The following is a 26,060-nucleotide window of genomic DNA, read 5'->3' on the forward strand; positions in this document are numbered from 1 at the left end:
GCACTTGCGGCCGGCGCCCGACTGCGGCACTCGCAGGCGCATGATCCGTGCTTGTGCCGCCGTCCTCGCCCTGCTGCTCGCGCCTGCCGCAGCGGTCCCCGCCCATGCCGGGATCCCGGTCTGCAGCTACCGCGTCGAAGCAAGCTTCCCCCACGATCCCACCGCCTTCACCGAGGGGCTCTTCTACGCGAACGGCCTGCTCTACGAGAGCACCGGCCGCGAAGGCGCCTCGCGCATCGTGGTGCGCAAGCTGGAAGATCCCACCCCGCTGACCCAGGCCGAGATCGATCCCAGCCTGTTCGGGGAAGGCATCATCGACTGGAAGGACCAGATCATCAGCCTCACCTGGCGCGGCGGCCAGGGCTTTCGCTGGGACCGCAAGACGCTGAAGCCCGTCGGCAGCTTCCACTACGAAGGCGAAGGCTGGGGCATGACGCGCAGCGGCGAGGTGATCTACCAGAGCGACGGCAGCACCAGCCTGCGCCTGCGTGATCCCGCCACCATGCGCCAGACCGGCAGTCTCGCCGTAACCGCCGAGGGCAAGCCGGTGGACAATCTCAACGAGCTGGAATGGATCGACGGCGAGATCTGGGCCAACGTCTGGCTCACCGAGCGCATCGCCCGGATCGATCCGGCCAGCGGAAAGGTGAAGGCCTGGCTCGATCTTTCGGGCCTGCGCCGGGGCGACGGGGCCTCGGGCATGGACGCGGTGCTCAACGGCATTGCCTGGGATGCCAAGGGCAAGCGCATCTTCGTGACCGGCAAGAACTGGTTCGGGATCTACCAGATAACCCCGGTCTGTCCGTGAAGCCGCGCCTGCCCCCCTTTCCAGGGAGGGCAGGCACGGCTCTCAACCGTGATTACTCGCCGTGCTTTTTCGGCCGGGTCGGTTCGACCATGCCCGGGGCAATGAAACCGAGCGGCGCGACTTCCAAGGCGCGCTTCTTCAGTTCGCCCTTCATCCGCGCATATTCGGATTCCATTTCCTCGGTCACCGTGGCGCGGCTGTCTTCCAGCGCCTCGTCGAAATCCGCCATCGTAACGGTTTCCACATCGGCCCCGCGCTTGCGGATGGCAATGAGGCCGGCCCGGCGCACCACGTCCTCGAGATCGGCACCGGTGAAGCGCGCCGTCCGCGCGGCGATATCCGCCAGCGATACGTCGTCCGCCAGCGGCATCTTCGCGGTATGGATACCGAGGATATGCGCGCGCCCGCCCTCGTCCGGCGTGCCGACGTAGACCAGTTCATCGAACCGGCCGGGACGCAGCAGCGCCGGATCGACCAGCGTCGGCCGGTTGGTCGCGCCGACCAGCACCACCGACTGAAGTTCCTCCATGCCGTCCATCTCGGCAAGGATGGTGTTGACCACCCGCGCCGTCACTTGCGGTTCGCCCATAGCGCTGCCGCCGCGTGCGGGCACGAGGCTGTCGATCTCGTCGATGAAGATCACGCAGGGTGCCACTTGCCGCGCGCGGGCAAAGAGGCGGGCGATCTGCTGCTCGCTCTCGCCGTACCACTTGGACAGGAGATCGGACGACTTGATCGAGATGAAGTTCGCCTCCGCCTCCTTGGCCACGGCCTTGGCGAGCAGTGTCTTGCCGGTTCCGGGCGGCCCATAGAGCAGGAATCCCTTGGCTGGCCGGATCCCCAGCTTGCGGAACGCCTCGGGGTTCTTCAGCGGCAGTTCAATGCCTTCCTGCAGCTTCTGCTGCGCCTCGTCGAGCCCGCCGATGTCGGACCAGCCGATGTCGGGTACCTGGACCATGACCTCGCGCATGGCCGAAGGCTGGACGCGCCGCAGCGCCTCGACAAAGTCCTCACGGATCACCTGCAGGCTTTCGAGCACTTCGGCCGGGATCGTGCGCGCTTCCAGATCGAGCTGCGGCATGATCCGGCGCACCGCCTCGATCGCAGCTTCCCGCGCGAGCGCGGCGATATCGGCGCCGACAAAGCCATGCGTCGTGCGGGCGAGTTCCTTGAGGTCCACCTGGTCGCCCAGCGGCATGCCGCGGGTGTGGATGCCGAGGATTTCGCGGCGTCCGTTCTCGTCCGGCACCCCGATCACGATCTCGCGGTCGAACCGGCCGGGACGGCGCAGTGCCTCGTCGATCGCATCGGGCCGGTTGGTCGCGGCGATGACCACCACATGGGCACGGCTGTTGAGCCCGTCCATCAGCGTTAGCAGCTGCGCGACAAGGCGCTTTTCCGCCTCCCCGTGGACCTGGTCGCGCTTGGGGGCGATGGAATCGATCTCGTCGATGAAAATGATCGCGGGCGCCGCCTTCGCCGCTTCCTCGAACACTTCGCGCAGCGCCTTCTCGCTCTCGCCATAGCCCGAGCCCATGATCTCGGGCCCGTTGATCGAGAAGAAGCTCGCCTCGCTCTCGTTGGCGACGGCCTGGGCAAGACGCGTCTTGCCGGTGCCCGGCGGGCCATGCAGCAGCACGCCCTTGGGCGGCGCGACACCCAGACGGGTGAACAGTTCGGGATAGCGCAGCGGCAGTTCCACCATCTCGCGCAACTGGCGGATGGTGTCGGCCATGCCGCCAACGTCGTCGTAGTTGACGTCACCGCGGGTGGTATCAGCTTCCTCGAACAGCTCGCGCAGTTCGACTTCGGTATTCTCGTCGATATGGACGATGCCGCGCGGCGTCGTCGAGACGACATTGAGGCGGATCTGGGTCAGCGCGAAGGCCGGCGCATTAAACATGCGGCGCAGTTCGGGCGGAATGTCGGCAACCTGCTGCTGGCCGGTGGTCGCGACGATATCGCCCTGCACCATCGGACGGCCGAAGAAGTTGCGCTTGAGCGCGCCGGACGGCCCTTGCAGGCGCATGTCCTTCTGCGCGGGTGCAAAGACCACCCGCTGCGCGGGGCGCGATTCCGCCTTGCGCACGCTGACATGCTCGCCCGAGCCGACTTCGGCATTGACGCGCTGAAGACCATCGAGCCGGATCACCGAGAGCCCTTCGTCTTCCGGATAGGCCAACACGGCACGGGCCACCGTCACGGTTTTTCCGGTCACTTCCAGCACGTCGCCTTCCATCGCGCCGATCGCCGAGAGCGAGGCGCGCGACAGGCGGGCAATGCCCTGTCCGCTTTCTTCCTGCCGGGCCGCCGCGACCTGCAGCTTGACCACCCGTTCGTCCACCTGGGTTGGGACTTCCGCCATGACTGTCCTTTCAAGTTCCCGATGCTGGTTCTGCGCTTCGGCCTCCCCGAACGGGCAAGGCAGAGACGATGGGAACGTGCTCAAGGAACTAGGTATGCGCCTGAGGGATTTCAAACGGACGAAAGGCCGGATTGCTCCGAACGGGCCGGGCGCGCGATGCAAAGCACATCCATTTTGCCGGATTAGGGCGCGTCTCGCGGGCACAAAAAAAGGCCCGGACGTTACCGACCGGGCCGTGGAAGTTTTGGGAGAGGATGCCTGAAAGGCAGGATCTGTATGCCTCCCGGCGACCAATTGTGCAAGTGCGAAATAGCCAGCGCAATGTTGCAATATATGCAATTTAAGTTGCGAAGTATCGAACTACACCGCGTAATTCGGCAAAGATCGTGCAAATCCAGTGCATTGAAAAGTGAATCACGCCTCATGATTGAACGCAGCGCAATCGGCAGGGCGATGGATTCGTGCCCGCTGACCAGCGTTGTCTGCTGCGACGCGAAATTTCCTAACCTTATTTAGCACTTCCCCACCCAACAGTTCCGCGAAAGAACGGGTAGGAACCGATTCGGCGGCAATGCCACGCCAGACGCCGCTCCAGACTGGACACCAAACGCCATCAACCGGAAACACGAAAGGCCGGGCTCGCAGTCGCGAGCCCGGCCTTCTCCGGCCATCCCCGTGCGCTCAATGCGCAAAAAGCAGTGCCGGCGCGCCCTTGTCGCTCAGGAAATAGGCAGTGACCCCGCCGAACAGGAATTCGCGCATGCGGCTCTTGCCGTAAGCGCCCATGACCAGCAGGTCTGCCTGGGCCTGGCCCACCGCGACGGCCAATGTCTCCTCCGTCGATCCCCGACGCTCCAGTTCCTCGAACTCGGCGTGGATGCCGTTGCGCGACAGATAACGCAGTGCATCGGTCGCGGGGAAACCGCCCACCTTCTCGATCACCGAGACGACCTTGACCAGTTCACAGCTTCCCAGCAGCGGAATCGCAGCCTTGAGCGCGGCAGCGGACTGCTCTCCACCGTCCCAGGCGATCACTGCTCGGCGGATCGGCAGGCTGAGACGGCCATCATCGGGCAGCGCCAGCACGGGAGCGCGGGCAGACAGCGCCACCGGGCCCACCATTCCGCCCGACCGCGTGAGCACGACAAGATCCGCCAGCCGCGCGGCGGCCGCCAGCGCGGGCACCGGATCGTCTTCGCTGCGAACCACTTCGAAAGGCACGTCGCCGCGGGCAAGGCGGGTTTCCACCGCATCCGCTGCAGCATCATCGTCGGACCGGGCACGGTCGAGCGCTTCGCTGATCACATAGCTGCCGCCCATCGGGTCCATCGCGATGTAGCGCGACACCGGTGTATCGACGAGCACGGTGACGTGGCCATCAAGATGGCGCGCCAGTTCCAGCGCCGTATCGAGACGGGCATCGCTGGCGGGCTTGCGGTCGGCGTTCACGAGTATCGAGCGCATGGCATTTCTCCGTTTTTCCGGTCCTGCATAGCCCATGGGTATGCCGCCACCATGACCGAGATCAAAGCGCCGATTGGCGCGGGCGCTTTCCGGCATGCTGCCGGCTTTCAGGCACTCCCCTGGTCGATGGAGAGTTGCCCCGCGCGTTCAAACAGGTCGAGCACAACCGCCTCGCGCTCGCGAGAGCGGATCGCCGCCTCGAAATGAATACGCCGGGATGGTCGGGGCAGGACTTCGACCAGCGCCCCTGCCGCCAGTTCACCGCGCACCATCGTCTCGGGCAATACCGCCGCCCCCTGCCCGCAGGCTACGATTTCGATCAGGGTCCGCACATTGTTGCAGGTGCCAAGCGAGCGCGCCGCAAGGGCGCCACCCTCGAAGGCATCGAGCGTCACGGCATGCAGCGGCGAATGGTCCGGCAGTGACCAGACCGGAAGCGGTCTCGCGAAGCCCCCGGCGGCGGCCACAGCAGGGCTGGCCGCCCAGACCAGTTCGACCGCGCCGATCGGCGCCGTGCGGATGCCCGGGCTCACCACCGGCCCGGCCAGGAAAACGATATCGCAAGTTCCCGCCAGCAAGTGCTGGAGCAGACGCGCCGTGAGGTCGATTTCGATCTCCACCGTCACCCCCGGCCGCTCGCGCTCGATAGCCGCGATGTAGCCGGGCAGGCAGGTTGCCGCCGCGATCTCGCCAGAACCGATGCGCACGTTGCCGGTAGCCCCGGCAAAGTCGCTGGCTTCCAGCAGGACCTGCTCCAGCCCCTGCCGCAGGGGTTCCGCCGTCTCCACCAGCCGCCGCCCGCGCGCCGTCAACACCATGCGCCGTCCGTCGCGCTGGAACAGCGGCACGCCGAGTTGGTCCTCGATCTCGCGCACGCGCGCCGAGATCGCGGGCTGGGTGGTATTGAGTCTTTGTGCCGCAGCTGCGAACGTGCCGAGCCGGTCGATCCACATCAACGTTTCGAGATGGAAAAGGGCGATGCGCTTCATAATTTTGACTTATCGATTCCGATAAAAAACAATCGCTATTCGTAATGGGATTGGCTGTCTAGGTTCGCTCCAAACGGGAGAACAGCATGAACAAGATCTACCCCAGCGCTTCTGCCGCGCTGGACGGACTGCTGAAGGATGGCCTGCTCATCGTCGCCGGGGGCTTCGGCCTTTGCGGCATCCCCGAACGCCTGCTGGACGCGGTGCGCGATTCGGGCGTCAAGGGCCTGACGTTCGCTTCCAACAACGCCGGCATCGATAACGAAGGCATCGGCAAGCTGCTGCGCACCAAGCAGGTGGCCAAGATGATCTCGTCCTACGTGGGCGAGAACAAGGAGTTCGAACGCCAGTTCCTCTCGGGCGAACTCGAAGTCGAATTCTGCCCGCAAGGCACGCTGGCCGAACGCATGCGCGCCGGCGGCGCCGGCATCCCCGGCTTCTATACCAAGACCGGCGTCGGCACGCAGATCGCCGAGGGCAAGGAAGTGAAAGTCTTCCGGGGCGAGGAATATATCCTCGAGGAAGGCATTTTCGCCGACCTGTCGCTGGTGAAGGCATGGAAGGCGGACGAAAGCGGCAACGTCGTGTTCCGCAAGACCGCGCGCAACTTCAACGTGCCTGCCGCCACGTGCGGTAAGATCTGCGTCGTCGAAGTGGAAGAGATCGTCCCCACCGGCTCGCTCGACCCGGATGGCATCCATCTGCCGGGTGTCTTTGTCCAGCGTCTGGTGCTGGGCGCGCCATACGACAAGAAGATCGAATTCACGACTACCCGCGAAAGGGAGACCGCCTGATGAGCTGGACTCGTGACGAAATGGCCGCCCGCGCGGCAAAGGAGCTTCAGGACGGGTTCTACGTGAACCTCGGCATCGGCATCCCGACGCTGGTCGCCAACCATGTTCCCGGCGGCATGACGGTGACGCTCCAGTCGGAAAACGGCATGCTCGGCATCGGGCCCTTCCCTTATCCCGACGAAGTCGACGCCGACCTCATCAACGCCGGCAAGCAGACCGTCAGCGAACTGCCGCAATCGGCCTATTTCGACAGCGCCACCAGCTTCGGCATGATCCGCGGCGGCCACATCGACCTGGCCGTGCTGGGCGCCATGGAGATCGCCGAGAACGGCGACATCGCCAACTGGATGATCCCCGGCAAGATGATCAAGGGCATGGGCGGCGCGATGGACCTCGTGGCCGGCGTGAAGAAGATCATCGTGGTCATGGAGCACAACGCCAAGAACGGCGATCCCAAGTTCATCCCGGCCTGCACCCTGCCGCTCACCGGCAAGAACGTGGTCGACATGATCGTCACCGACCTTGCCGTGTTCCAGCGCCCCGACCACCAAAGCCCGTTCAAGCTGATCGAACTGGCTCCGGGCGTGACGGCGGAAGAAGTCGCCGCTAAGACCACGGCGCATTATTTGACGTGAGAGTCGCCGCACCGGCCCACTCCCGTCCCGAAGAACACGAAAAGGTCCGGGGGACCTTTTCGCTGAGGGGGCCGACCTCCCACGAGTGTATCCTGATGGGAGGTCGGGTGGGGAGTGGGCCGGTGCAGCAAAATCCGCCTGCGGCGGATTTTCAAACAAAGGAGAGTTCCGGATGGCCTACTCTTTGATCACCGCCAATCGGAACTACTCCAGCTGGTCGCTCAGGCCCTGGATGCTGATGAAGGCGCTCGGCATCGATTTTGCCGATCGGATCGAGCCCTTCACGGCGCCTGCCAATTACGACGCGTTCCGCAGCTTTTCCCCCACCGGGCAAGTCCCTGCCCTGATCGACGGAGAGCGGACGGTCTGGGATTCGCTGGGCATCACGCTCTATCTGGCCGACCGTCACCCCGGCGTATGGCCCAGCGACGAAGCCGCCCGTGCCTTTGCACAATGCGCGGTCACCGAAATGCATGGCGGCTTCTCCGCCTTGCGCAACGACTGCACGATGAACGTCGGCACGCGCGTACGACCGAGGGCCATGCGGCCTGCGCTGGTACGCGACGTTGCCCGTCTGAGGGAGATCTTCAGCGAAGGCCTCTCCCGTTTCGGCGGTCCCTGGCTGGCGGGCGAAAAGTTCACCGCGATCGACGCCTTCTTTGCCCCGGTCGCCTTCCGCATCCGCACGTATGGTCTCGACGTCGGCACCTGCCAGGTCTGGGTCGACACCGTACTGGACCACCCGGCCATGAAGCAGTGGGAAACCGAAGCGTTGGCCGAAACCTGGCGCGAGGAAGGCCACGAGGCGGAACTCGCCGAGTGCGGCGACGTGATCGCCGACTACCGCTCGCAGGACTGACCCGATGCGGGTGCTGCTGACCGGCTCCTCGGGCTGGCTCGGCCGCCATCTCGCTCCGCTGCTAGCCTCGCGCGGGCATGACGTGACCGGGCTCGATGTCGCGCCCGGCGCGCATACCCGCGTACTCGGCTCGGTGGCGAACCGCAGCCTCGTGTTCCAGACGGTTGCCCATTACGGCATCGAGGCGGTCATCCACGCAGGCGCGCTGCACAAGCCCGACATCGTCCGTTTCCCGCGACAGGCCTTCATCGACACCAACGTCACCGGCACGCTCAACCTGCTGGAAGCCGCGGCGCTGGCGGGCCACGCACGGTTTCTGTTCACCTCCACCACTTCGCTGATGGTGCGCGCCGATGTGCGGGCCGGGGCAGGCGACAAGGGGGCTTGGTGGATGGACGAGGCATTCGGCCCGCTGGAGCCGCGCAACATCTATGGCGCCACCAAGCTCGCCGCCGAAAACCTCTGCCGCGTTGTCTCGCGCGGCAGCGGCATGGCGGCGGCGATCCTGCCCACCGGCCGATTCTTCCCGGAGGACGACGATAGCCTTGCGGTGCCGTCCGGCCCCAATCTCAAGGCCAACGAACTGCTCCATCGCCGCCTGACCGTGGAAGACGCCGCGCTTGCCCATCTCGCCGCGCTGGAACGGATCGAGGGCTGCGAGACGTTCGTGCTCTCCGCCCCGCCGCCCTTCACGCGCGAGGATGCAGCGGAACTGGCCCGCGATGCCCGCAGTGTGATCCTGCGCCATTTCCCCGACGCGAACGAACTCTACCCCCGGCAAGGCTGGGTGCTTCCCGAGCGGATCGAGCGCGTCTACGATCCGGCCAAGGCCGAGCGCTTGCTGGGCTGGCGCGCCCGGAGCGACTTCGCGGCCGTTCTCGCCGCCCTTCGCCAGGGCGATCCGCTGCCCTATGCCCATGATCCCGAATGGAGTTCACCCGTTCTGGGACAAACCATCTGATCGCGCCGCCTTGCCCGCACCGGCAAGCAGGGGCAGTCTCCGCCCCGATTCACAAGGAGACTGCTCCCGATGACCGATATCGCCGCCATTCCCCTCACCCGCATCGACGGCAGCGCCGACACGCTCGCCAACCACGCAGGCAAAGTGCTGCTGGTGGTCAACGTCGCCTCCAAGTGCGGGCTAACGCCGCAGTACGAAGGCCTCGAAAAGCTCTACGAAGACTACAAGGCCAGGGGTTTCGAAGTGCTGGGCTTCCCGGCCAACGACTTCGGCGCCCAGGAACCCGGCAGCGACGAGGAGATCGTCGAGTTCTGCCAGCTCAACTACGGAGTCTCGTTCCCGCTCTTCACCAAGGCGGACGTCACCGGCGAAGCCAAGCAGCCGCTCTACGCCGCGCTGACCGAAGCGATCCCCACCAAGCAGGGCGACGTCGAGGGCATGAAAGAACGCTTCAAGGGGTACGGCATGACGCCCAATGACGATCCCGAGGTGCTGTGGAACTTCGAAAAGTTCCTCATCGCGCGCGACGGCGCGGTCGTTGGCCGGTTCGCGCCGGGCACCGCCCCGCAGGATCCGCTGCTGGTCGGTGCGATCGAGGCCGAACTGGCGAAATGACGCTGCGGAGGGGTTTTCGCACCACCGGCACGGCAGCGCGACAGCCCCTCAATCGCCCACCAGCACGAAGGGCGCCCAGATGGCGGGATGGGCTGAACCGGCCAGCGTGCGATCGGCAATGATCCTGAGCTCGGCGCGGCGCAAGGCCTCCGCCCGCCCGGAACCGCGACGAACCGCTCCGCCGCCCGCCGCCTTTACCGTATACAGCGTTATACGCCCGGCCACTTCATCGCGCACCGGCCAGTGTGACAGCAGCATTGCGCGCGCTCCGGCCGCTATGAAAGCCCGCGCCAATCCCGAATAGGTCGGCGCATTTTCGCTCTCACCCGCGCTGGTATCGCAGGCGGATAGGATCACCCAATCCGCATCCAGCCGCAGACGCGCGATTTCCGAGGCCGTCAGCAGGCCGTCATCACCCGTATCGCCAGGGCCCGGCGGTGCCAGCACCAGTGCAGGTTCGACGAGATTGCGCTGCGCCCCGCCGACCAGACCATGCGTCGCAAAGGCCAAGACCCGCATCCGGTCCAGCGGCGCGGCCTTCACCGCGGCCTCGCTCGCCGCGTCACCGGTCAGCAGGAGGCTGTCGCGGCCAAAGCGCCGAGCCATCGCCGTCAACTCACCCTGCGCGCCGGGAAGGTCGGGGAGCGCGGCCAGTTGCACCAGCCGCGGATTCGCCTCGGCGGTTATTCCCTTCGCCGCCTGCCCCGCCAACGCCGCCTTCCAGGCGCCCGAACGCAAGGCGCCGATCCCCGCGAACCCGGTCGCGGCATCCTCGCCGCGCGGTGGCCGCGCCGATCGCCGAACGGGAGGTGCCATACTGACGATCATCGAGACGGCATGGCGACGCACGAACCAGGCGGTACGTCGCAGCGCTTCAGGATCGTTGTCGTCCCCGCGTGGCGGCGCGGTCACCAGGGCGTCGAACGGCAAGGCCGCGAGCGTCCCCGCCGCCAGCACCCGCACCTTGCGAACGCCCTTCAGCGCACGCTCCACCGGTGGCGGGAACAACAGCGAATAGAGCGCATGGGCCGATTTCCGGTCGAACGGCGCCAGGCCACCAGCCAGCATGCCATCGTCGATCGAGGCGCGTATCTTGCGCTGCAGGTCCAGCAGATGACGCGGGACGACCGGCACGCTGGCCTGTGTCACCCCGCGGCCGGTGACGGCCATCACCACCAGCCCTTGCGTGTCCTGTCCGTAAAGCACCATGCCCTCGTCGCGGCGCAGTCCAGCGCGTGCATCGGCAAGGCTGGTCGGCGCGAATCCGGTCAGCGCCGCATAACCGGGAACCAGCGCCGCCAGCCGTCCATCGCGGCGGCGAACGTCCTCCTGTGCGGCCTCGACCTCCCGCTGCAAGGCCGAAAGCCCCGCGCTTTCGCCGAGGCCAATCGCCCTGTCGCGGTTACGGGCCACTTCGCGCAGACGCGCCTTGGCCGCACGGTAATCGCCGAGTGCCTGGCCGACTTGACCGCCTGCCGCATCCGCACCGAGGGCACCGAGCGAGAGCATCGAGGCCTGCAAGTCACCCATGGTCGCCATCTGCAAGGCATCGAAAGCGGTCCCGCTGTCGCCTGCCGCCAGTGCCACGCGCGCTTCCTCGACAAAGACAGCGGCCACATCCAGGCGCAGGCGCGAGACCTCAGCCTGGGGATCGGCCCGGTCCAGAAGGTGATCGCGCAGCGGCGCCACCGCCCGGCGCACCTCGTCCAGCGCCTGCTGCGGCGCGCCGTGCGGGCCCAGCAGTGCCGCGCGCCGGACCGATGCCGTCACCCGGTCCGGGTTGCTCGGCTGCGCCCGCAGCGCATAACCTGCAACCGCATGGTCAAGCAGCACCCGCGCCGCCCCCAGTTCGCCGCGGCCGCCAAGCGCCGTCGCCAGGTTCACTTCGGCCCAGAGCACCTCGAGGTCGTCCGGCGACGATGCGTTACGCCGCGCGAGGGCCAGCGCCTTGCGAAACAGCGCCAGAGCCCGCTCGGTCTCGCCATTACGCGCGGCGATGCGGCCGATCTGCCCAAAGGTATTGGCACCCGACATCGGCTGCGATTCGCGCGGAAGCGCCTCGAACATCGCGGCCGAGCGTTCGTAGAAAGGCAGCGCCTCGTCCGGATAGCCGCCATGCTCCAGCGCAAACGCCAAGGCGTTGAGAGAATAGGCGATGTCAGGATGATCGCGCGGCAGTAACTTCACGCGCAAGTCCAGCGTGCGGCGCAGGATCGGGGTCGCCTGCCCGTAGAGGCCGCCGTCATTGAGCGCGGCGCCAAGCTGGTTGAGCGCGGCGAGGGTCAGTCGATGCTCGCTGCCGAGATGGGCTTCGGCCCACAGCGCCGCACCGCGCGCCGCCGCGACGGCCGATGCGGAATCGCCCGCCTGCATCTCGATGGAGGCGAGGGTGATCCCGGCAACTGTCGGCAATTCGACGTTGTGACCGGTGCGCTGCGCGGCCGGGCCGGCAATGGCGATGGCCTGCTCGATCCGCGGCACCGCCTCGAGCACCCTGCCCCGGCGGTAATCGACCAGCGCCGCGCCATAAAGCGCGGCGGCATATTCGCTGCTCGCGGTGCCCGTCAGCCGAGCACTGAGGTCCAGCGCACGCTGCTTGTAACGCGCCGCCTCGTCGAGTTCGCCAAGGCTGGAATGGACCGAGCCGATATTGTTGACCACTTCCGCCCAACGCGGCGTCATCGGCCCGCCAAGCGCAGCCAGTCCCTGGTCGACATGCTCGAAGCTGGCCAGCGCCTCCCGGTAGCGGGACAGCCAGAACAGCGCTTCGCCCCGGTTGGCCTCGGCCAGCAGTTCCGCCGTGCGGTCCCGCCGCGCCTCCTTGCGGGCCCGTTCAAGCCCCGCATCGATGCGGGCGAGCGCGGAGGCCGGGTCACCCGAGGTATCGAGGGCGGCCAGCGCCTGCAGATCCACGTCGACCGCAGTGCGCGCCCGCACCGGTGTTCCCTGGAATGCCAGTATTGCTCCGAGTAGCGGCGCCAGAACGCCTGTCCGCAACCGCACCATAATCGCCCCTCACGCCGCCGCCGAACCCCATCTTACAGGGTCGCCACCGGCCATGGCACTCGCTTCGCCTGAAGACAGTTTTGTCCGCCCGAAGCAAGAACGCAAGCAGTTGATATTTCAGCCGCTTGCAAGGCAGATTGGAAAAGTCAGCAGGCGCCGGTCTCCACCGGGCGAGCAGGATCGGCGATCCACTCGCTCCACGATCCGGGATAGAGCCGCGCCCCTGCAAGCCCGGCATGGGCCATGGCGAGGGCATTGTGGCAGGCGGTGACGCCGGATCCGCAGGACAGCACCGCAGGCTTGCCGTCGAGCAGTCGCAAAAACGCCTCGGCCAGTTCGGCGGCCGGACGGAAACGCCCGTCCGGCCCGAGATTGTCGCGGAAATAGCGGTTGCGCGCGCCCGGGATATGCCCGGCGACGGGATCTATCGGGTTGGGATCGCCCCGGAACCGCAAAGGATCCCGGGCATCTAGCACTTGCGCGGCGGCGCCCTCGATATTGGCCAGGACCTCGGCCGCGCTCACCGGCGCGGCGACCAGAGGCGGCTGCGCCGCGAAATCGCCCGGCCGTACCGGACCGGCCGGCCCCGTCTCGGCAGGAAGTCCTGCCTGCGCCCAGGCCTGCTTGCCGCCATCAAGCACGGCGACCACGTCATGCCCGACCCAGTTGAGCAGCCACCAGGCCCGCGCCGCCCAGGCTCCGCCGCTGGAATCGCAGGCCACCACCTGCTGCCCCTGCTTCAGTCCCTGCCGGCGCAGCCAGGCGGCAAAGGCCACCGGCGAAGGCAAGGGATGACGGCCATTCGCGCCATCCGAAGGCGCCGCCAGATCATCATCGAGGTGGGCATAACGCGCGCCCGGCAGGTGCCCGGCAAGATAGGCCTCCCGCCCCTTGTCCGGCGCCCCCAGTTCGAATTCGCAATCGAGGATCAGTACCTCCTCGCCCGCCGCCAGTAGCGCATGCAGTTCGGCAACCGAGATCAGCGTCCGATAGGCCATCGCTTCAGGATCCTTGCATCATCCGCGCGAACAGGAATTCCTCGTCGCGCTGCTCGCCGACCATGAAGTGGATGTCGGCGACCTTGGCGAAACCATAGCGCGCATAGAATTTCTGCGCCCCCTCATTGCCGCTCCAGACCGAGAGCTGCACTTCGTCGGCCTCGTGGTTGCCTGCCACCTCCAGCGCCCAGTCCATCAGCCGGGCGCCGATGCCCTGTCCGGTCGCATCGGGATCGGTGTAAAGCTGCTTGAGTTCGATCACCTGCCCGCCGCGCGCATGTTCGGGCCAACCGCAAGTCATCACCAGCTTGCAGAAACCCAGCAACCTGCCGTCCGCCTCGGCCAGCATCACCCGCATCTCCGGATCGGCGATCTCCTTGCCGATCTTGGCCTCGCTGTGCGATTCGGCGAGGAAATTGGCGAGATCCTCCGCCCGGTACATGTGCCCGAACTTGACGACAAAACTGCGGCGGCCAAGGTCGGCCAGGGCGGCGGCATCGGCGGGAACGGCGGGTCGCAGGTTCATCACAGGTCTTTCGTCATGCAGATCGAGAAATCATCGGAAACATAGTCGCCAAACGGCGGGCATTCGGCAAAGCCGTGGGCGCGGTAGAGGCCGTGCGCGGGATGGAACGGCTCGGGCCTGCCGGTTTCCAGGCTGACGCGAACATAACCGCGCGCGCGCGCTTCCTCGAGCAGGCGCAGCAGGATCGCCTTGCCCACCCCCTTGCCGCGATAGGCCGGTGCCGCCCGCATCGACTTCAGTTCCCCGTGCCCTTCGCCGAGGTGCTTGATCGCCCCGCAGCCGGCGAGGGTTTCACCGTCCCAGGCCGAGAAGAACGTCACGTCGCTCTGGCGCAGGCGCTCGGCCGGCATGGCGTGCACGCTTTCGGGCGGCGACCACTGGTGCATCTCGTCCAGATGGAACTGGAGCAGTTCAAGCACGGCAGGGGCCGCGAGGTCATCCTCGACAATGGTGAGCGCGAGCGTCAACGGGCATCCCCTGCAAACTTGTCGGCCTTGCGGCGGCCCATGCGCATGCCCGCTTCGAGCCGCGCGCGCAACTGGGTGTAATAGGCCTCGAGAAACGCGCGTTCGTCGTTCCAGCCATCGTTGCGGTCGATCTTGTGGGCAATCGTCTGATAGACGCTTTCCAGCGCCTGCAGACGGTTCTCGCGCAGCACCCGTTCCAGCGCCTGAAGCTCGTACTCGCCATAGACTGCCAGTTCGGCCTCGGTGAAGCGATACTCGCGCGCCGGGGCGGTGCCAAAGTCCTCGTCCTCGCTCCGGGGCTCCACCTCCAGCGACAGCGCCGCTTCCAGCTTCCGGCGGGGCCGCTCCAGCACCCAGGATCCCGCGATCACGTCACCGGCGCGCAAGTTGTCGCGGTTGAACAGGGGAAACAGCAGGAAGATCGCGAACCAGCCGCAGGCCGTCAGCCAGCCGATGCCGCTGTCCGCGCCCGCCTGGAGGATAAAGACGACCGGCAGGAACAGTTCGACATCGCGCAGCAGATTGCGCGCAATCACCATCTCTGCGGTCAACCGGCCACCGTCGCGCGCGGCAATGCGAATCCCGGCCAGTCGCTTGCCGGGCGTGGCACCGCGCGGACCGAGTTCGAAGAACAGGAAATAGGCGTTGCGGAACAGGAAGATCGCGATGAGCCACACGATCATGAGGAACTGCAGGGCGTGGCCGGCGGCGGAATTTTCCTCCAGCCTGCGATCGAACGTGGTGACCCCGCCGGCAATGTAGATCAGCGCCCAGGTGGTTGCCACCATGAGCACGATCATGACGATGAAGTCGATCGCGACAGCGCCGAAGCGGGCGCCCCGGCTGGCGACGGTGACCGGCACCGAGATGCCTTCCGGGGTGACCAGCAGGCGATCGCGCGAGGAGCGGCGATGGCGGTTGGGCATCGCGCTCACGCCTTGCGCCCCCGTTTGCCGATGCGCGGGTGATTGCCGCGAAAGGCGAAGAAGTAGGCGCACCATAGCGCCAGCATGAAGCCGCCGATCGCCAGCCGTCCAAACGTCTGATCGACCAGCTGGCGGGCAAAACCTTCCAGCAGCGCGGCCAGGATCAGCATCAGCACCACCCCGGTCATCACCGTCGCCGCGCGGCGTCCAGCCTCGGAAGCCGCAGCCAGCACCGAGCGCCGTCCGGGAAATGCCATGGAACGGCCAATATGCAGCCCCGCGGCCCCCGCCAGCAGGATCGCGAAGAGTTCGGTGGTGCCGTGGATCGCCAGCCAGCCGGTGAAGTCGAGCAGCAGCCCCTTGCCGCTGTAGAGCCACAGCATCGCCCCGAGCAGCGCGGTGTTCTGCACCAGCAGCAGGAGTGTCGGCACGCCCAGTGCAAAACCGAGCGCGAAGGAGAGGATGCAGACCTGGGCATTGTTGCTGAACAGGCTGGCGGCAAACACGCTCATGCCCGAACGGCCGGATTGGCCGAACAGCGTGGCGTGCAGCGCCTCGCGCGTGGCGCCGGGGACGCGCGATCCCGCCATTTCGGGCGAGACCAACGCCGCATACCACTCGGTATCGTGGGCGACGAGCAACCAGCCGACCAGCGTCCCTGCGACCATGACCGCCAGCGCCACCAGCACGTCCACCCACATGGCCCGCACCGCCGCGCTCCAGCCGCCGCCCAGGAAGCCGCGCAGCCAGTCCCACAGCGAGGAACGCGGGCCGTAGACCACGAACCAAGCCCGCTGCACCAGCGCCTCGAGATAGGCCAGCGTGGCCGCGTCGAGCGAGGTTTCGCGGGCGATCGAGAGGCTGGAGGCCACCGTGCGGTAGAGCCCCGGCAAGGCCAGCAGGTCCTCGTCGGAAAGGCTGCGCAGCCGCCCCTTTTCCATACGCGTGACGATGGCCTCGAGCCGCTGCCAGTCGCCCTCGCGCTCGAGCCGGAACCGGTCGGAGCGCAAGGCCACGCTGGCGATAGCGCTGGCCTGTCCTGCGGCCATATCCGTCCCTGTCGACATCGCGTTCATCCGATTGCTCCCGAACGCTTGATCGCCAGATAGGCATCGATCAGCCGCGTGCCGATCGCCGCATAGGGTGCCTCGATCACTTCAACGCCCATCTGCCGCAGTTCGCGCAGGACCAGCGCCCGCTGGCGCAGCAGCAGATCCGCGGAAACCGCCATCGACAGCGCCTCCATGTCATCGGGTGCCGCCGACGAGATGCCTTCCAGTTCCTCGTCGGCGATCGCCACGAACAGCACCAGATGGCGCGAGACCAGGCGGCCGATCGATTCGATCATCAGCTGCGCGCTGGTAGGATCGGCAAATTCGGAAAAGACCACGATCAGCGAGCGGCGCTGCAGCCGCGCCGCGAGTGTCGCCAGCGCAAGCGTGAAGTTCGGTTCTTCCGAGCGGTATTCGAGCCCGGCGGCAGCCCGCTGCAGGCGGTGGAAATCGCGCGAGGCGGCGATGAACGGCGTCGAGACTTCCGGATGCGCGGCAAATCCGAACAGGGCCACGCGGTCGCCGCCCTTGAGCGCGACATAGCCCGTCGCCAGTGCGGCCGAGACCGCCCGGTCGAGCCGCGGCACGCCGTCGACCGGCTCGCACATCGACTGCCCGCAGTCGAAGGCGAAGACGATCTGGTTGTTGCGTTCGACCTCGTATTCCTTGGCGTAGAGATGGACGTGGCGGGCCGAGGACTTCCAGTCGATCCGGCGGCGATCCATGCCCGGTTCGTATTCGGCGAGCGATTCGAACTGCGTGCCCTCGCCGCGAATCCGGCGGGCGAGGACGCCGAACTGCGCGTCCTTGAGAAAGACCTGCAATGCCGGCGAACGCACCGCCGCGACATTGGGCCAGACCCGCACCTCCTCATCGAGATCGCCCGCCAGTTGCCGCGCGCCGAGCCCCAGCGGTCCGGTCCAGCGCAGCCAGGTGCGGCTGACTTTGCCGGTGCCGCGGCGCGAGGGTCGAAACGGCAGATTTCCGCGCCATTCCTCGCCATCACGGCGGAGCGAAAACTGCCCGCGCCCCCCTTCTGCCAGACGCGGATCGCAGCCCAGCGCAACCTCGATGCGCGATGCCCGCCCGCCGCGCAGCGCCGCTTCGACCGCGATGACCGCCTCGGCGCCCACTTCGACATCGCCCGGCACGGTGACCCGGAACCGCTCCAGCCGCCCGGCGAGCAAGGCGTCACAGAACACCAGCACAAAGACCGCAAGACCGACCAGAGGCGCCGCGATCCACGCCTCCGGCCGCGCCGCGCCGATCACCAGCGCGACCGGCGCGGCGATCGCCAGCAGCGCCGCCGCGCGGGCGGTGGGAACCAGGGGGGCGAAACGCAGGCTCATCGCGTCAGCGCGGCGCCTCGGTCTGCTCCACGAGGTGGGCGACCAGCGCTTCCACCTGCTTGCCCTCGATCTCGGCCGCCGGGCTCAGCAGCAGGCGGTGGCGCAGCACGCTGGGCGCCAGCGCCTTCACATCGTCGGGCACCACGTAGTCACGCCCGTCGAGCGCGGCGCGCGCGCGGGCTGCCCCTGCCAGCAGCACCGCCGCGCGCGGCGAGGCGCCGCCGGCAAGATCGGGGCTTTCGCGGGTGGCGCGGACCAGCCGCACGATATAGTCGGTCACGCTTTCCGCCAGCGTTACGGCCGAGACCGCGCGGGTCGCCGCCTCCAGCAGCGCGGGGCTGGCCACCGCAAGGATGCCGCAGTCCGCCGGGCTCGGCGCGCCGCGATTCTCGCCGAAGCGGGTGACGATGCGCAGTTCCTCCTCGAGGCTGGGATAGGCGATGTCGAGCTTGAACAGGAAACGGTCGAGCTGGGCTTCGGGCAGCGGATAGACGCCCTGGCTCTCGATCGGGTTCTGCGTTGCCACCACCATGAACTGGTCGGGCAGCGGATGGGCGGTGCCGTCGAGCGTCACCCGCCGCTCCTGCATCGCTTCGAGCAGCGCCGCCTGGGTCTTGGGCGGGGTGCGGTTGATCTCGTCCGCCAGCAGCAGGTCGCAGAAGATCGGGCCGTGGGTCAGGGTGAACTGGCTGGTCTGGAAATTGAACAGGTTCGACCCCAGGATGTCGCCCGGCATCAGGTCCGGGGTGAACTGGATCCGCCCGAAATCGAGCCCGATCGCCGCCGCGAACGACTGCGCGAGGAACGTCTTGGCGGTTCCCGGAGGGCCTTCGAGCAGGACATGGCCGCGCGCCATCAGCGCGATCAGCATGTGCTCCACCGCCGCGTGCTGGCCGACCACCGCCTTGGCGATCTGCTCGCGGATGTCCGCGGCCAGCGCGGCGACTTGCGCGAGGTCGAGGGTCTGGGCGTCGGTCATCGGGTAAGCTTCCTTTCGAGCGCGTGGAGATCGCGCGCAGCCTTGACGAGTTCCTGCGAACGCCGCGCCAGCCTCAGGCGCGCGGCGATCCGTGAAAAGGGTTCGGCGCCGGGATCACGCGCGGCAAGGGCGCGGTCGATGGCGGCATCGGCATCGGCGCCGTCGAGCGTGCGGGGCAAGCCGAGCGCGCGCACCAGCCGGTCGCGCGCGTGATCGGCATAAGGCCGGGAAATCAGGTGAAGCCGCCCGGTGCGGCGCACCAGACCTGCCGCATTGGCCACCAGCGCGCGCTTGCCGAAGGCGATCGCCCGCCCGGAAACCGCCGGGGGACCGAAGCGCAGGAACGCGCGCCAGCCGAGCACCAGCGCGGCCAGCAGGAGACACAGCGTGGCCGCCAGGAACGGCGGCGTGAAGGCCAGCGTCAGCAGGTTCTGCGCCCGTCCGAAGCCGTTCAGCGTAAGATCGAAAGTGACGTCCTGGCTGGGGCCGACCTCGCTGGCCGCGACCAGCGCATCGATCAGCTGCGCCGAGCGGCGGTCCGCCATGCCCCAGTTGTCGACGAGATCGGGCTCGAACACCACAACGATCGGGTAGATGGCACCGACCTCTTCATCGATTTCCAGCGAGACACCGGCAGCCTGTGCCAGTCCCGGATAATCGCCGCCGTCGGCAATGAAACCAGCCAGAATCCGGCCCTTTTCATCCTCGACCAGCGGCACGAGGTTTTCCCCCTTGCCCCACTGCACCGCCTTGCGGCTGGGCAACGTGCCGGTGAGGCCGAGCCCCTTCCAGTTCAGCGGCCGGGCGCCGCCGTTCGCCTGCCCGGTTCCCACGGTGACATCGTCGAGAAAACCCTTCCACTCGAACGGCGCGACGTCATCGATATTGACCCAGCCCTTCTGCGCGCCCTTCTGCTCCTGCTCGCGCGATGCGGGATAGGCCAGCCACTTGGGAGCGATGACCAGCGTCGGGCCGGTATAGCGCCGTTTGGAGACGATCTTGTCGATTGCCTTGCCGTCGCTCATGCTCGGCGGCGTCAGCACCAGCAGCCCCCGCTTGTCGAGCGAGCCGGCATTGCGTGACTTATGCACCGGATGGCCGCGCAGTTCGAGATATTGCGCCATCGCCGCATAGCCGTTGAGCCCGCGTCCCTCGGCATGGGCCTCACCGTCATTGGTCTCGCTGAACCCGATACCGGTGCCGATCATCCACAGCAGCGCCATGAACAGCGCGGTGCCCAGCAGGACGAGCGCCAGCACCGCCCGGCGCGAGAAGGGATTGGCGCCGACTTCGACGGTTTCGGGATGCAGGTCGTTGCCGTTCATGCCGCCAGCCGCACTTGCGCAAAGGCGGCATAGGCCTCGCGCGCGGCCACCCAGTCCGGCGCGCCCAGATCGCGCAGGGCAAAGCGGCTGCGCTCCACCCGCTCGGCGATCGTGGCAAAGGCATGGCGACCGGCCTCGGGCAGCGCCGCCAGCACCGAAATCTCGCGCGCGGTGCTGGCCGGGTGGATCCAGTCCGGACGGCTGGCGCGGATCTGCTGCACGCTGCGGCGCAGGAGGAGATGGGTCGCCTCGGCGAACCGGCCTTCGGCGGCCAGCCGGTCGGCATCCTCGAGGAGGGCGGCGGCCTCGGCCCGGTCGGGCACCCATGCCGCCACGCCCTCATCCGCGTCCTTCGGCCGGCGATCCAGCAGCATCGGCCCCAGCACCCGCCAGAGCACAAACAGCGCCAGCACCGCGGCAAGCGCGATCAGCACATACTGGAAGATCGGCCAGGACATGCCCAGCGCCCGCCCGACCGGGGCCAGCAGCCATTCGAGCCAGCGGCCGAGTGCGCGCAGCCATTCGGGCGTCTGCGCCGGCGGCACCCGGACATGCGGCAAGGGCGCGTACTGGATGTCGGACGCGCCGCGCACCTCCGCCCAGTCCTCACCCGCCTTTGCTGCCGCCGCTGCTGCTGCTTGCCCCGCCACTCAAGCCCTATCTGCTACCACCGCGCCGATGATTGGCACGGGGTGGACCGGCAGGCAAGCCAGTGTCGCTTAACAAGTTGTCCGAACAGCGCTTTTCATGATTTCGCCCGGACGCCCGCGACCTGTCCGGCGGCGTCGCAGGCGAAATCTCAGGGCCAGTCCGGGACCGGCCCCGTTCAATTTAGTTCAGCCCCGCGCGCGCGCCTGGCGATACGTGCCGAGCGGGCGCACGTACTTGCAGTGGAAGGCCAGTTCCTGCAGCGCCGAATCCACGCGCGGATCGCCCGGCGCGCCCTCGATGTCGGCATAGAACGTCGTCGCCGCGAAACTGGCGCCGATCTGGTAGCTTTCCAGCTTGGTCATGTTGACGCCGTTGGTCGCGAACCCGCCCAGCGCCTTGTAGAGCGCGGCGGCAATGTTCTTCACCTCGAAGATGAAGGTCGTCATCGCCTTCTCGCCCTTGAGCGCGAAGGGATCGAGCGGCTCGCGCGCCAGCACCACGAAGCGCGTGGTGTTGTTCGCCGCGTCCTCGACGTTTTCCTCGACGACCCTGAGGTCGTAGAGTTCGGCCGCCAGCTTGGGGGCGATGGCGCAGGCGCCGGTATCGCCCAGTTCGCGCACCAGCGCCGCGGCGCCGGCGGTATCGGCATAGGCCATCGGCACGATGCCCCGCTCGCGCAAGTAATGGCGCGACTGGCCGAGGCCCTGCGGATGGCTGTAGGCGGCCGAGAACGGACCGGTGCTGCCATCGGCATGGGGCAGCGCCATCAGCGCATGGTGGATCGCCATGAAATGCTCGCCCACGATCGACAGCCCGCTTTCGGGCAGCAGGAAGTGGATGTCGGCCACGCGCCCGTGCTGCGAGTTCTCGATCGGGATGATCGCCCGCTCGGCGCGCCCTTCCTTCACCGCGTCGAGCGCGTCCTCGAACGAGAAGCACGGCAGCGGCAGGGCATTGGAATCGTATTCCAGCGCGGCGCGATGCGAATTGCATCCGGGCGCGCCCTGGAACGCCATCGCCCGGGCGGGATCTGCCGCGGCCGCGTCAGCCATGCGCGAAACGAGTTCGAGTGCGGGTTTGGGATAGGAGTTCATAGCGTCCGCGCGATTAGGCGGCATTGCGCGCGACCGCAATGGCTCTTGCGCTAACTTGCGGGCAACATTACGACCTCGAAGCCAAGAGGATCATCATAACAATACCCGGGGCAGACAGGACATGGACGATCGTTTCAATACAATTGCCGGGTGGACTCTGTTCGCCGGGGTCGTAGGTCTCGGTCTTTCGATTGCCAGTGGCATGTATTTTCGCGCCGACAAGCATGACCGTCCGGCGACGATGGGCTATGCGATCGAAGGCGTGGAACAGACCGCCGAGGGCGGCGCCGAGCCGCCGATCGCCACGCTGCTCGCCAGCGCCGACGTCGCCAAGGGCCAGGCCACGTTCGCCAAGTGCCAGTCGTGCCACACGGTCAACCAGGGCGGCGCCAACGGCATCGGCCCCAACCTCTACGGCGTCGTCGGCGAGGACGTGGGCAAGGGCGTGGGCGGCTTCGCCTTCTCCGACGCGCTCAAGGGCGTGGGCGGCAAGTGGGACTTCGACAAGCTGAACCAGTGGCTCAAGAGCCCCAAGGCAATGGCGCCCGGCACCAAGATGACCTTCGCGGGGCTTCCCAAGCCGGAAGACCGCGCCAACGTGATCGCCTATCTCAACGCCCAGGGCTCCAACCTGCCGCTGCCGACCGCCGCTGCGCCCGCTGCCGCACCCGCCGCCGACGCGCCTGCGGGCGATGCCTCGGCAGCACCGGCCGGCGAAGCCTCGGCCGCCGCGCAGTAATTCCCAGATCCGGCTCCGGCCGGCAGAAAACGGTCCGCAGGCTTCACCGAGTCGCCTGTCGGGCCGTTTTCGTCATTCGGGGGCTGCCAGGAACCCGGCCCGCGAATATACGGGCAGGACGATAAAGGCGATTACGCCTCCTCGCGCCCCTTGAAGCCCTTGGCGATCACGTACCACTCGGACGAATCCTTGCGGCTCGCCGGCGGCTTGGCATGCTTGACGCTCGAAAAGCGGCGCTTGAGCAGGTTCAGCAGTTCGGTATCGGTGCCGCCCGCAAAGACCTTGGCCACAAAAGTACCGCCCGGCGCCAGGGTCTGGATCGCGAAGTCGGCGGCAGTCTCGACCAGGCCCATCGTGCGCAAGTGGTCGGTCTGCTTGTGGCCCACGGTGTTCGCCGCCATGTCCGACAGCACGAGGTCGGGCGGCCCGTCGAGCGCACCTTCCAGCGCGGCGGGCGCCTCGTCGGCCATGAAGTCCATCTCGAAGATCGTCACCCCCTCGATCGGGTCGGTGGGCAGCAGGTCGATGCCCACGATCTTCGCCTGCGGGCGCTTGAGGCGCAGCACCTGGCTCCAGCCGCCCGGCGCGATGCCGAGGTCGACCGCGCGCTCGACACCCTTGAACAGGTCGAACTTCTCGTCGAGCTCGACCAGCTTGTAGGCAGCGCGGCTGCGATAGCCGTCGGCCTTGGCCTTCTTCACGTAAGGGTCGTTGAGCTGGCGGGTCAGCCAGCGCGCCGAACTGGTCGTGCGCTTCTTGGCGGTACGAAGCCGCTCCTTGGGATCGCGTCCGGATCGGCTCACGGCCGGGCCTCCAATGCTTGTGCGCCCGCGGTGGCGAGCATGGTCTTGTTCGATGAATGCGAAGCGATGAGGCTGCGCAGGATGCCTTCGCGAATGCCGCGGTCGGCAACGCCGAGGCGGGCGGCCGGCCAGAGATCGAGAATCGCCTCGAGGATAGCACATCCGGCCACCACGAGATCGGCCCTCTCCCGCCCGATGCAGTTGAGTTCGCGGCGCTCCTCGATCGACATCGAGGACAGCCTGGCGCTGATCCCGCGCATCGATTCGGCGGGCACGATCAGGCCGTCCACCATGCGGCGGTCGTACTGCGGCAGTTCGAGATGAAGGCTTGCCAGCGTCGTCACCGTGCCGCTGGTCCCCAGCAGGCGCAGCGGCCCGGTCTGCGCGGCGCTTTCGCGGGCCCCGGAAACGCGCTTGGAAAATGCGGCGAAGCTGTCCGCGACGATGCCGTGCATGTGGCGATAGCGCGCCAGCCGCTCTTCCAGCGTCGAGCCTTCGGGCGGGCAGCTTTCGGTGAGCGAGACCACGCCCCAGGGCACCGACTGCCAGTCGAGGATGCGCGGCACCGTGCCGGTGCTCTCGATCAGCACGAGTTCGGTGGAACCGCCGCCGATGTCGAAGATCATCGCCGGGCCCAGCCCCGATTCGAGCAGGACATGGCAGCCCAGCACCGCCAGCCGCGCTTCCTCGCGGGCGCTGATGATGTCGAGCGCAATCCCGGTTTCCGCGCGCACGCGCTCGATGAACTCGGGCCCGTTGACCGCGCGGCGGCAGGCCTCGGTCGCCACCGAGCGGGCGAGGTAGACGTTGCGCCGCATCAGCTTGTCCGCGCAGACGCGCAGCGCGCCGAGCGTGCGCTCCATCGCCGCATCGGAAAGACGCCCGGACTGCGCCAGCCCCTCGCCCAGCCGGACGACGCGGCTGAAGGCATCGATCACCGTGAAGTTCTCGCCCGAAGGACGGGCGATCAGCAGGCGGCAATTGTTGGTGCCAAGGTCGATCGCGGCATAGGACTGCCGCCCGGACGGACGCCCGGCGGGATGAGCCAGCAGCGAATCGCGGATCAGCGGCAGACCACCGGTGCCCCGTACTTCGAGCCCGCGCACTTCGAGAATACGCGATTCGGCGGCAGCCGGCGCGGCGACCTCGGGGGAGCGCGCTTCGGCCGAGCGCGCCTGCGCGCCCTCAACCTTCTTGCCGGGTTTGCGCGACTTGCCCGATTTGCGGGCCGTACGCGACTTCGCCCGGCGCGGCGGTGCCGACGCCCGGTTTGCTGATTCTTCGCGCGGCGCTCCGCCTGCCGCGACGGCGCCGGCATCCTTTGCCTGCCCCTTCGCCTTGGCCGTGCCCGGGCCGGACGGGCGCGATTTGCCCCTCCTCGCCTTGCGCCGCCTGCTTGGGCGGCCTGGCACGTCGACTCTTGCTGCCGGCGGATCGTGCTCCGCCATATTTCAAAATCTCTTCAAAAAATCTGCCGCCATGCGTGGCGGATACCTGCGCCGATGCTAACGCCCAGACGAGAAAGGAGCAAGGGCGGTAAAAAAGGGTGTTGACCCGAATCACGACCGCTACTAGAGGGGCGCCTCCCGATGCCCCGTCGTCTAATGGTAAGACTACGGATTCTGATTCCGTCTATCGAGGTTCGAATCCTCGCGGGGCATCCAATCTTCCCCAAATCGATGAAATTGCGGGATAGTTCCCGAGCTCTCACGGCCTCGTGCGGCGTGCGCGGCGGTTTTCGCGCGTGCCGCTCACCATGGTGCGCGGCATCAATGGGTCGGGGCTTGCTGCCGGCAAAACGGGAAATGCCCAGCCTTTCGCTGCGGCGTTGATCGGCTCGATGGGGGACAGACCGATTCGCGGCGGGGCGGGGGGAACGTGCCGCTCACGAGCCGTCGGTAATCAGCGTCCCGCCATCCACCACCAGATTGTGCCCGGTGACAAAGGCCCCGGCATCCGATGCAAGGAAGACGGCAGCGCCTGCCACCTCCCGCGGCATGCCGGGGCGGCGCAGCGGGGTCATGGCCATGCGGCGGGCCATGAAGGCCTCGTCCGCCAGCAAGGGGCCGGACAGTTCGGTGGCGATGAAACCCGGCGAGATCGCGTTGACGCGTACGCCGCGCGGTCCCCACTCCACCGCCAGATTGCGCGCCAGCTGCGCGACGCCCGCCTTGGCAAGCGCATAGGCGTTGATGCGCCCGTTGCCCCTGAGGCCCGAGAGGCTGGAGACCAGCACTGCCACCCCGCCCCCACGCTCCGCGATTTTTGGCAGGGCCAGGTTGCAGAGCGCGACCTGACTGGTGAGGTTGATCGCCATGACGCGGGCATAGTCAGCCATGTCGAGATCGGCAAAAGCCCCTGCCCTGCCGGTGATCCCGGCATTGCAGACCAGCACGTCCAGCCCGCCGAATTCCGCCACTGCGCGATCCACCAAGGCCGCAAGCGCCCCGTCATCGGTCACATCGCAGGGCTGCCCGGGCATGCCGAGTTCGGCAGCGACGCGCGCGGTGTCCTGCGCATCCTCGCTGGAGATCACCACGCGCGCGCCCTGCGCGATCAGCCCCTCGGCAATCGCGCGTCCGATCCCGCGCGTGGAGCCGGTGACGATGGCGCTCCGCCCCGCGAGGTCAAACTGGCCCGAGAGGTCGACCATGC

The 26,060-nt window shown here is 67.4% G+C and carries 24 protein-coding genes and 1 tRNA gene; 8 read left to right on the forward strand and 17 right to left on the reverse strand.

From position 1 onward, the window contains the following. The first annotated feature begins 40 nt into the window (after positions 1-40). Positions 41-808: a glutaminyl-peptide cyclotransferase gene (locus CA833_RS05625; protein WP_207079487.1), complete on the forward strand. Its 768-nt coding sequence runs from the start codon at positions 41-43 to the stop codon at positions 806-808. 52 nt (positions 809-860) lie between these two features. Here the strand turns inward: CA833_RS05625 and CA833_RS05630 are convergent, their stop codons facing one another. From CA833_RS05630 to CA833_RS05640, 3 genes are all read right to left on the reverse strand, one after another. Beyond that, positions 861-3,173 (reverse strand): CDC48 family AAA ATPase, encoded by a 2,313-nt coding sequence (locus CA833_RS05630; protein WP_207079488.1) that lies wholly within the window; start codon positions 3,171-3,173, stop codon positions 861-863. A gap of 681 nt (positions 3,174-3,854) precedes the next feature. Then, positions 3,855-4,637 (reverse strand): universal stress protein, encoded by a 783-nt coding sequence (locus CA833_RS05635; RefSeq protein ID WP_142637024.1) that lies wholly within the window; start codon positions 4,635-4,637, stop codon positions 3,855-3,857. A gap of 107 nt (positions 4,638-4,744) precedes the next feature. Further along, positions 4,745-5,626 (reverse strand): LysR family transcriptional regulator, encoded by an 882-nt coding sequence (locus tag CA833_RS05640; protein ID WP_207079489.1) that lies wholly within the window; start codon positions 5,624-5,626, stop codon positions 4,745-4,747. An 86-nt stretch (positions 5,627-5,712) separates the two neighbouring features. Here CA833_RS05640 and CA833_RS05645 point away from each other — a divergent pair, with 86 nt between their 5' ends. From CA833_RS05645 to CA833_RS05665, 5 genes are all read left to right on the forward strand, one after another. Continuing rightward, positions 5,713-6,420 (forward strand): CoA transferase subunit A, encoded by a 708-nt coding sequence (locus CA833_RS05645; protein ID WP_207079490.1) that lies wholly within the window; start codon positions 5,713-5,715, stop codon positions 6,418-6,420. Then, positions 6,420-7,055 carry a CoA transferase subunit B gene (locus tag CA833_RS05650; protein WP_142637021.1) on the forward strand — a complete coding sequence of 212 codons (636 nt, stop codon included), beginning with the start codon at positions 6,420-6,422 and terminating at the stop codon, positions 7,053-7,055. Before CA833_RS05645 ends, CA833_RS05650 begins: the two co-directional genes overlap by 1 nt. Before the next feature lie 172 nt (positions 7,056-7,227). Next, on the forward strand, positions 7,228-7,914 hold the full coding sequence (locus CA833_RS05655) for a glutathione S-transferase family protein (RefSeq protein WP_207079491.1): 687 nt from the start codon (positions 7,228-7,230) through the stop codon (positions 7,912-7,914). 4 nt (positions 7,915-7,918) lie between these two features. Beyond that, positions 7,919-8,875 (forward strand): NAD(P)-dependent oxidoreductase, encoded by a 957-nt coding sequence (locus CA833_RS05660; RefSeq protein WP_207079492.1) that lies wholly within the window; start codon positions 7,919-7,921, stop codon positions 8,873-8,875. Positions 8,876-8,944: 69 nt separating this feature from the next. Next, positions 8,945-9,490 carry a glutathione peroxidase gene (locus CA833_RS05665; RefSeq protein ID WP_142637015.1) on the forward strand — a complete coding sequence of 182 codons (546 nt, stop codon included), beginning with the start codon at positions 8,945-8,947 and terminating at the stop codon, positions 9,488-9,490. A gap of 48 nt (positions 9,491-9,538) precedes the next feature. Here the strand turns inward: CA833_RS05665 and CA833_RS05670 are convergent, their stop codons facing one another. The 11 genes from CA833_RS05670 to CA833_RS05720 all read right to left on the reverse strand — a co-directional run bounded on the left by CA833_RS05670 (position 9,539) and on the right by CA833_RS05720 (position 21,863). Next, a complete protein-coding gene (locus CA833_RS05670) occupies positions 9,539-12,427 on the reverse strand; it encodes a CHAT domain-containing tetratricopeptide repeat protein (protein WP_207079493.1) in 2,889 nt (962 codons plus the stop codon). 215 nt (positions 12,428-12,642) lie between these two features. Then, complete coding sequence (locus tag CA833_RS05675; RefSeq protein WP_207079494.1) at positions 12,643-13,494, reverse strand: sulfurtransferase; 852 nt, start codon at positions 13,492-13,494, stop codon at positions 12,643-12,645. Between the two features lie 4 nt (positions 13,495-13,498). Beyond that, positions 13,499-14,020 (reverse strand): GNAT family N-acetyltransferase, encoded by a 522-nt coding sequence (locus CA833_RS05680; RefSeq protein WP_207079495.1) that lies wholly within the window; start codon positions 14,018-14,020, stop codon positions 13,499-13,501. Next, positions 14,020-14,487 carry a GNAT family N-acetyltransferase gene (locus CA833_RS05685; protein WP_142637006.1) on the reverse strand — a complete coding sequence of 156 codons (468 nt, stop codon included), beginning with the start codon at positions 14,485-14,487 and terminating at the stop codon, positions 14,020-14,022. The genes CA833_RS05680 and CA833_RS05685 overlap by 1 nt, the downstream gene beginning before the upstream one ends. Further along, positions 14,484-15,413, reverse strand: coding sequence for an RDD family protein (locus tag CA833_RS05690; RefSeq protein WP_207079968.1), 930 nt, complete (start codon positions 15,411-15,413; stop codon positions 14,484-14,486). The genes CA833_RS05685 and CA833_RS05690 overlap by 4 nt, the downstream gene beginning before the upstream one ends. Before the next feature lie 5 nt (positions 15,414-15,418). After that, positions 15,419-16,489 carry a stage II sporulation protein M gene (locus CA833_RS05695; RefSeq protein ID WP_207079496.1) on the reverse strand — a complete coding sequence of 357 codons (1,071 nt, stop codon included), beginning with the start codon at positions 16,487-16,489 and terminating at the stop codon, positions 15,419-15,421. Next, the gene (locus tag CA833_RS05700; protein ID WP_207079497.1) at positions 16,486-17,814 is read right to left on the reverse strand and encodes a DUF58 domain-containing protein; all 1,329 of its coding nucleotides are present in this window, start codon (positions 17,812-17,814) and stop codon (positions 16,486-16,488) included. The genes CA833_RS05695 and CA833_RS05700 overlap by 4 nt, the downstream gene beginning before the upstream one ends. A 4-nt stretch (positions 17,815-17,818) precedes the next feature. Next, positions 17,819-18,793 carry a MoxR family ATPase gene (locus tag CA833_RS05705; RefSeq protein WP_207079498.1) on the reverse strand — a complete coding sequence of 325 codons (975 nt, stop codon included), beginning with the start codon at positions 18,791-18,793 and terminating at the stop codon, positions 17,819-17,821. Next, positions 18,790-20,118 carry a DUF4350 domain-containing protein gene (locus tag CA833_RS05710; RefSeq protein ID WP_207079499.1) on the reverse strand — a complete coding sequence of 443 codons (1,329 nt, stop codon included), beginning with the start codon at positions 20,116-20,118 and terminating at the stop codon, positions 18,790-18,792. The genes CA833_RS05705 and CA833_RS05710 overlap by 4 nt, the downstream gene beginning before the upstream one ends. After that, on the reverse strand, positions 20,115-20,768 hold the full coding sequence (locus CA833_RS05715; protein WP_142636993.1) for a hypothetical protein: 654 nt from the start codon (positions 20,766-20,768) through the stop codon (positions 20,115-20,117). Before CA833_RS05715 ends, CA833_RS05710 begins: the two co-directional genes overlap by 4 nt. A gap of 186 nt (positions 20,769-20,954) precedes the next feature. Beyond that, positions 20,955-21,863, reverse strand: a complete 909-nt coding sequence (locus CA833_RS05720; RefSeq protein WP_142636992.1) for a prephenate dehydratase — start codon at positions 21,861-21,863, stop codon at positions 20,955-20,957. A 121-nt stretch (positions 21,864-21,984) separates the two neighbouring features. Between CA833_RS05720 and CA833_RS05725 the strand changes: the two genes are divergently transcribed. Next, the gene (locus tag CA833_RS05725) at positions 21,985-22,602 is read left to right on the forward strand and encodes a cytochrome c family protein (RefSeq protein ID WP_207079500.1); all 618 of its coding nucleotides are present in this window, start codon (positions 21,985-21,987) and stop codon (positions 22,600-22,602) included. A gap of 131 nt (positions 22,603-22,733) precedes the next feature. On the opposite strand, the gene CA833_RS05730 is transcribed toward CA833_RS05725, so the two are convergent. Both CA833_RS05730 and CA833_RS05735 read right to left on the reverse strand, forming a co-directional pair. Beyond that, positions 22,734-23,405, reverse strand: a complete 672-nt coding sequence (locus CA833_RS05730) for an RlmE family RNA methyltransferase (protein ID WP_142636990.1) — start codon at positions 23,403-23,405, stop codon at positions 22,734-22,736. Continuing rightward, positions 23,402-24,853 (reverse strand): Ppx/GppA phosphatase family protein, encoded by a 1,452-nt coding sequence (locus CA833_RS05735; RefSeq protein WP_207079501.1) that lies wholly within the window; start codon positions 24,851-24,853, stop codon positions 23,402-23,404. Before CA833_RS05735 ends, CA833_RS05730 begins: the two co-directional genes overlap by 4 nt. A gap of 142 nt (positions 24,854-24,995) precedes the next feature. Between CA833_RS05735 and CA833_RS05740 the strand changes: the two genes are divergently transcribed. Next, a tRNA-Gln gene (locus tag CA833_RS05740) sits at positions 24,996-25,069 on the forward strand. Positions 25,070-25,290: 221 nt separating this feature from the next. Here CA833_RS05740 and CA833_RS05745 read toward each other — a convergent pair. After that, positions 25,291-26,058: an SDR family NAD(P)-dependent oxidoreductase gene (locus tag CA833_RS05745; RefSeq protein ID WP_207079502.1), complete on the reverse strand. Its 768-nt coding sequence runs from the start codon at positions 26,056-26,058 to the stop codon at positions 25,291-25,293. Positions 26,059-26,060: the final 2 nt, after the last annotated feature.

This window comes from Novosphingobium sp. KA1 (assembly GCF_017309955.1).
Lineage (GTDB): Bacteria > Pseudomonadota > Alphaproteobacteria > Sphingomonadales > Sphingomonadaceae > Novosphingobium.

What these genes read in the sequence shown, in the direction of transcription:
- CA833_RS05625 (WP_207079487.1), top strand. Translation starts at nt 41, where the DNA reads ATGATCCGTGCTTGTGCCGCCGTCCTCGCCCTGCTGCTCGCGCCTGCC.
- CA833_RS05630 (WP_207079488.1), bottom strand. Translation starts at nt 3,173, where the DNA reads ATGGCGGAAGTCCCAACCCAGGTGGACGAACGGGTGGTCAAGCTGCAG.
- CA833_RS05635 (WP_142637024.1), bottom strand. Translation starts at nt 4,637, where the DNA reads ATGCGCTCGATACTCGTGAACGCCGACCGCAAGCCCGCCAGCGATGCC.
- CA833_RS05640 (WP_207079489.1), bottom strand. Translation starts at nt 5,626, where the DNA reads ATGAAGCGCATCGCCCTTTTCCATCTCGAAACGTTGATGTGGATCGAC.
- CA833_RS05645 (WP_207079490.1), top strand. Translation starts at nt 5,713, where the DNA reads ATGAACAAGATCTACCCCAGCGCTTCTGCCGCGCTGGACGGACTGCTG.
- CA833_RS05650 (WP_142637021.1), top strand. Translation starts at nt 6,420, where the DNA reads ATGAGCTGGACTCGTGACGAAATGGCCGCCCGCGCGGCAAAGGAGCTT.
- CA833_RS05655 (WP_207079491.1), top strand. Translation starts at nt 7,228, where the DNA reads ATGGCCTACTCTTTGATCACCGCCAATCGGAACTACTCCAGCTGGTCG.
- CA833_RS05660 (WP_207079492.1), top strand. Translation starts at nt 7,919, where the DNA reads ATGCGGGTGCTGCTGACCGGCTCCTCGGGCTGGCTCGGCCGCCATCTC.
- CA833_RS05665 (WP_142637015.1), top strand. Translation starts at nt 8,945, where the DNA reads ATGACCGATATCGCCGCCATTCCCCTCACCCGCATCGACGGCAGCGCC.
- CA833_RS05675 (WP_207079494.1), bottom strand. Translation starts at nt 13,494, where the DNA reads ATGGCCTATCGGACGCTGATCTCGGTTGCCGAACTGCATGCGCTACTG.
- CA833_RS05680 (WP_207079495.1), bottom strand. Translation starts at nt 14,020, where the DNA reads ATGAACCTGCGACCCGCCGTTCCCGCCGATGCCGCCGCCCTGGCCGAC.
- CA833_RS05690 (WP_207079968.1), bottom strand. Translation starts at nt 15,413, where the DNA reads ATGCCCAACCGCCATCGCCGCTCCTCGCGCGATCGCCTGCTGGTCACC.
- CA833_RS05695 (WP_207079496.1), bottom strand. Translation starts at nt 16,489, where the DNA reads ATGAACGCGATGTCGACAGGGACGGATATGGCCGCAGGACAGGCCAGC.
- CA833_RS05700 (WP_207079497.1), bottom strand. Translation starts at nt 17,814, where the DNA reads ATGAGCCTGCGTTTCGCCCCCCTGGTTCCCACCGCCCGCGCGGCGGCG.
- CA833_RS05705 (WP_207079498.1), bottom strand. Translation starts at nt 18,793, where the DNA reads ATGACCGACGCCCAGACCCTCGACCTCGCGCAAGTCGCCGCGCTGGCC.
- CA833_RS05710 (WP_207079499.1), bottom strand. Translation starts at nt 20,118, where the DNA reads ATGAACGGCAACGACCTGCATCCCGAAACCGTCGAAGTCGGCGCCAAT.
- CA833_RS05720 (WP_142636992.1), bottom strand. Translation starts at nt 21,863, where the DNA reads ATGAACTCCTATCCCAAACCCGCACTCGAACTCGTTTCGCGCATGGCT.
- CA833_RS05725 (WP_207079500.1), top strand. Translation starts at nt 21,985, where the DNA reads ATGGACGATCGTTTCAATACAATTGCCGGGTGGACTCTGTTCGCCGGG.
- CA833_RS05735 (WP_207079501.1), bottom strand. Translation starts at nt 24,853, where the DNA reads ATGGCGGAGCACGATCCGCCGGCAGCAAGAGTCGACGTGCCAGGCCGC.
- CA833_RS05745 (WP_207079502.1), bottom strand. Translation starts at nt 26,058, where the DNA reads ATGGTCGACCTCTCGGGCCAGTTTGACCTCGCGGGGCGGAGCGCCATC.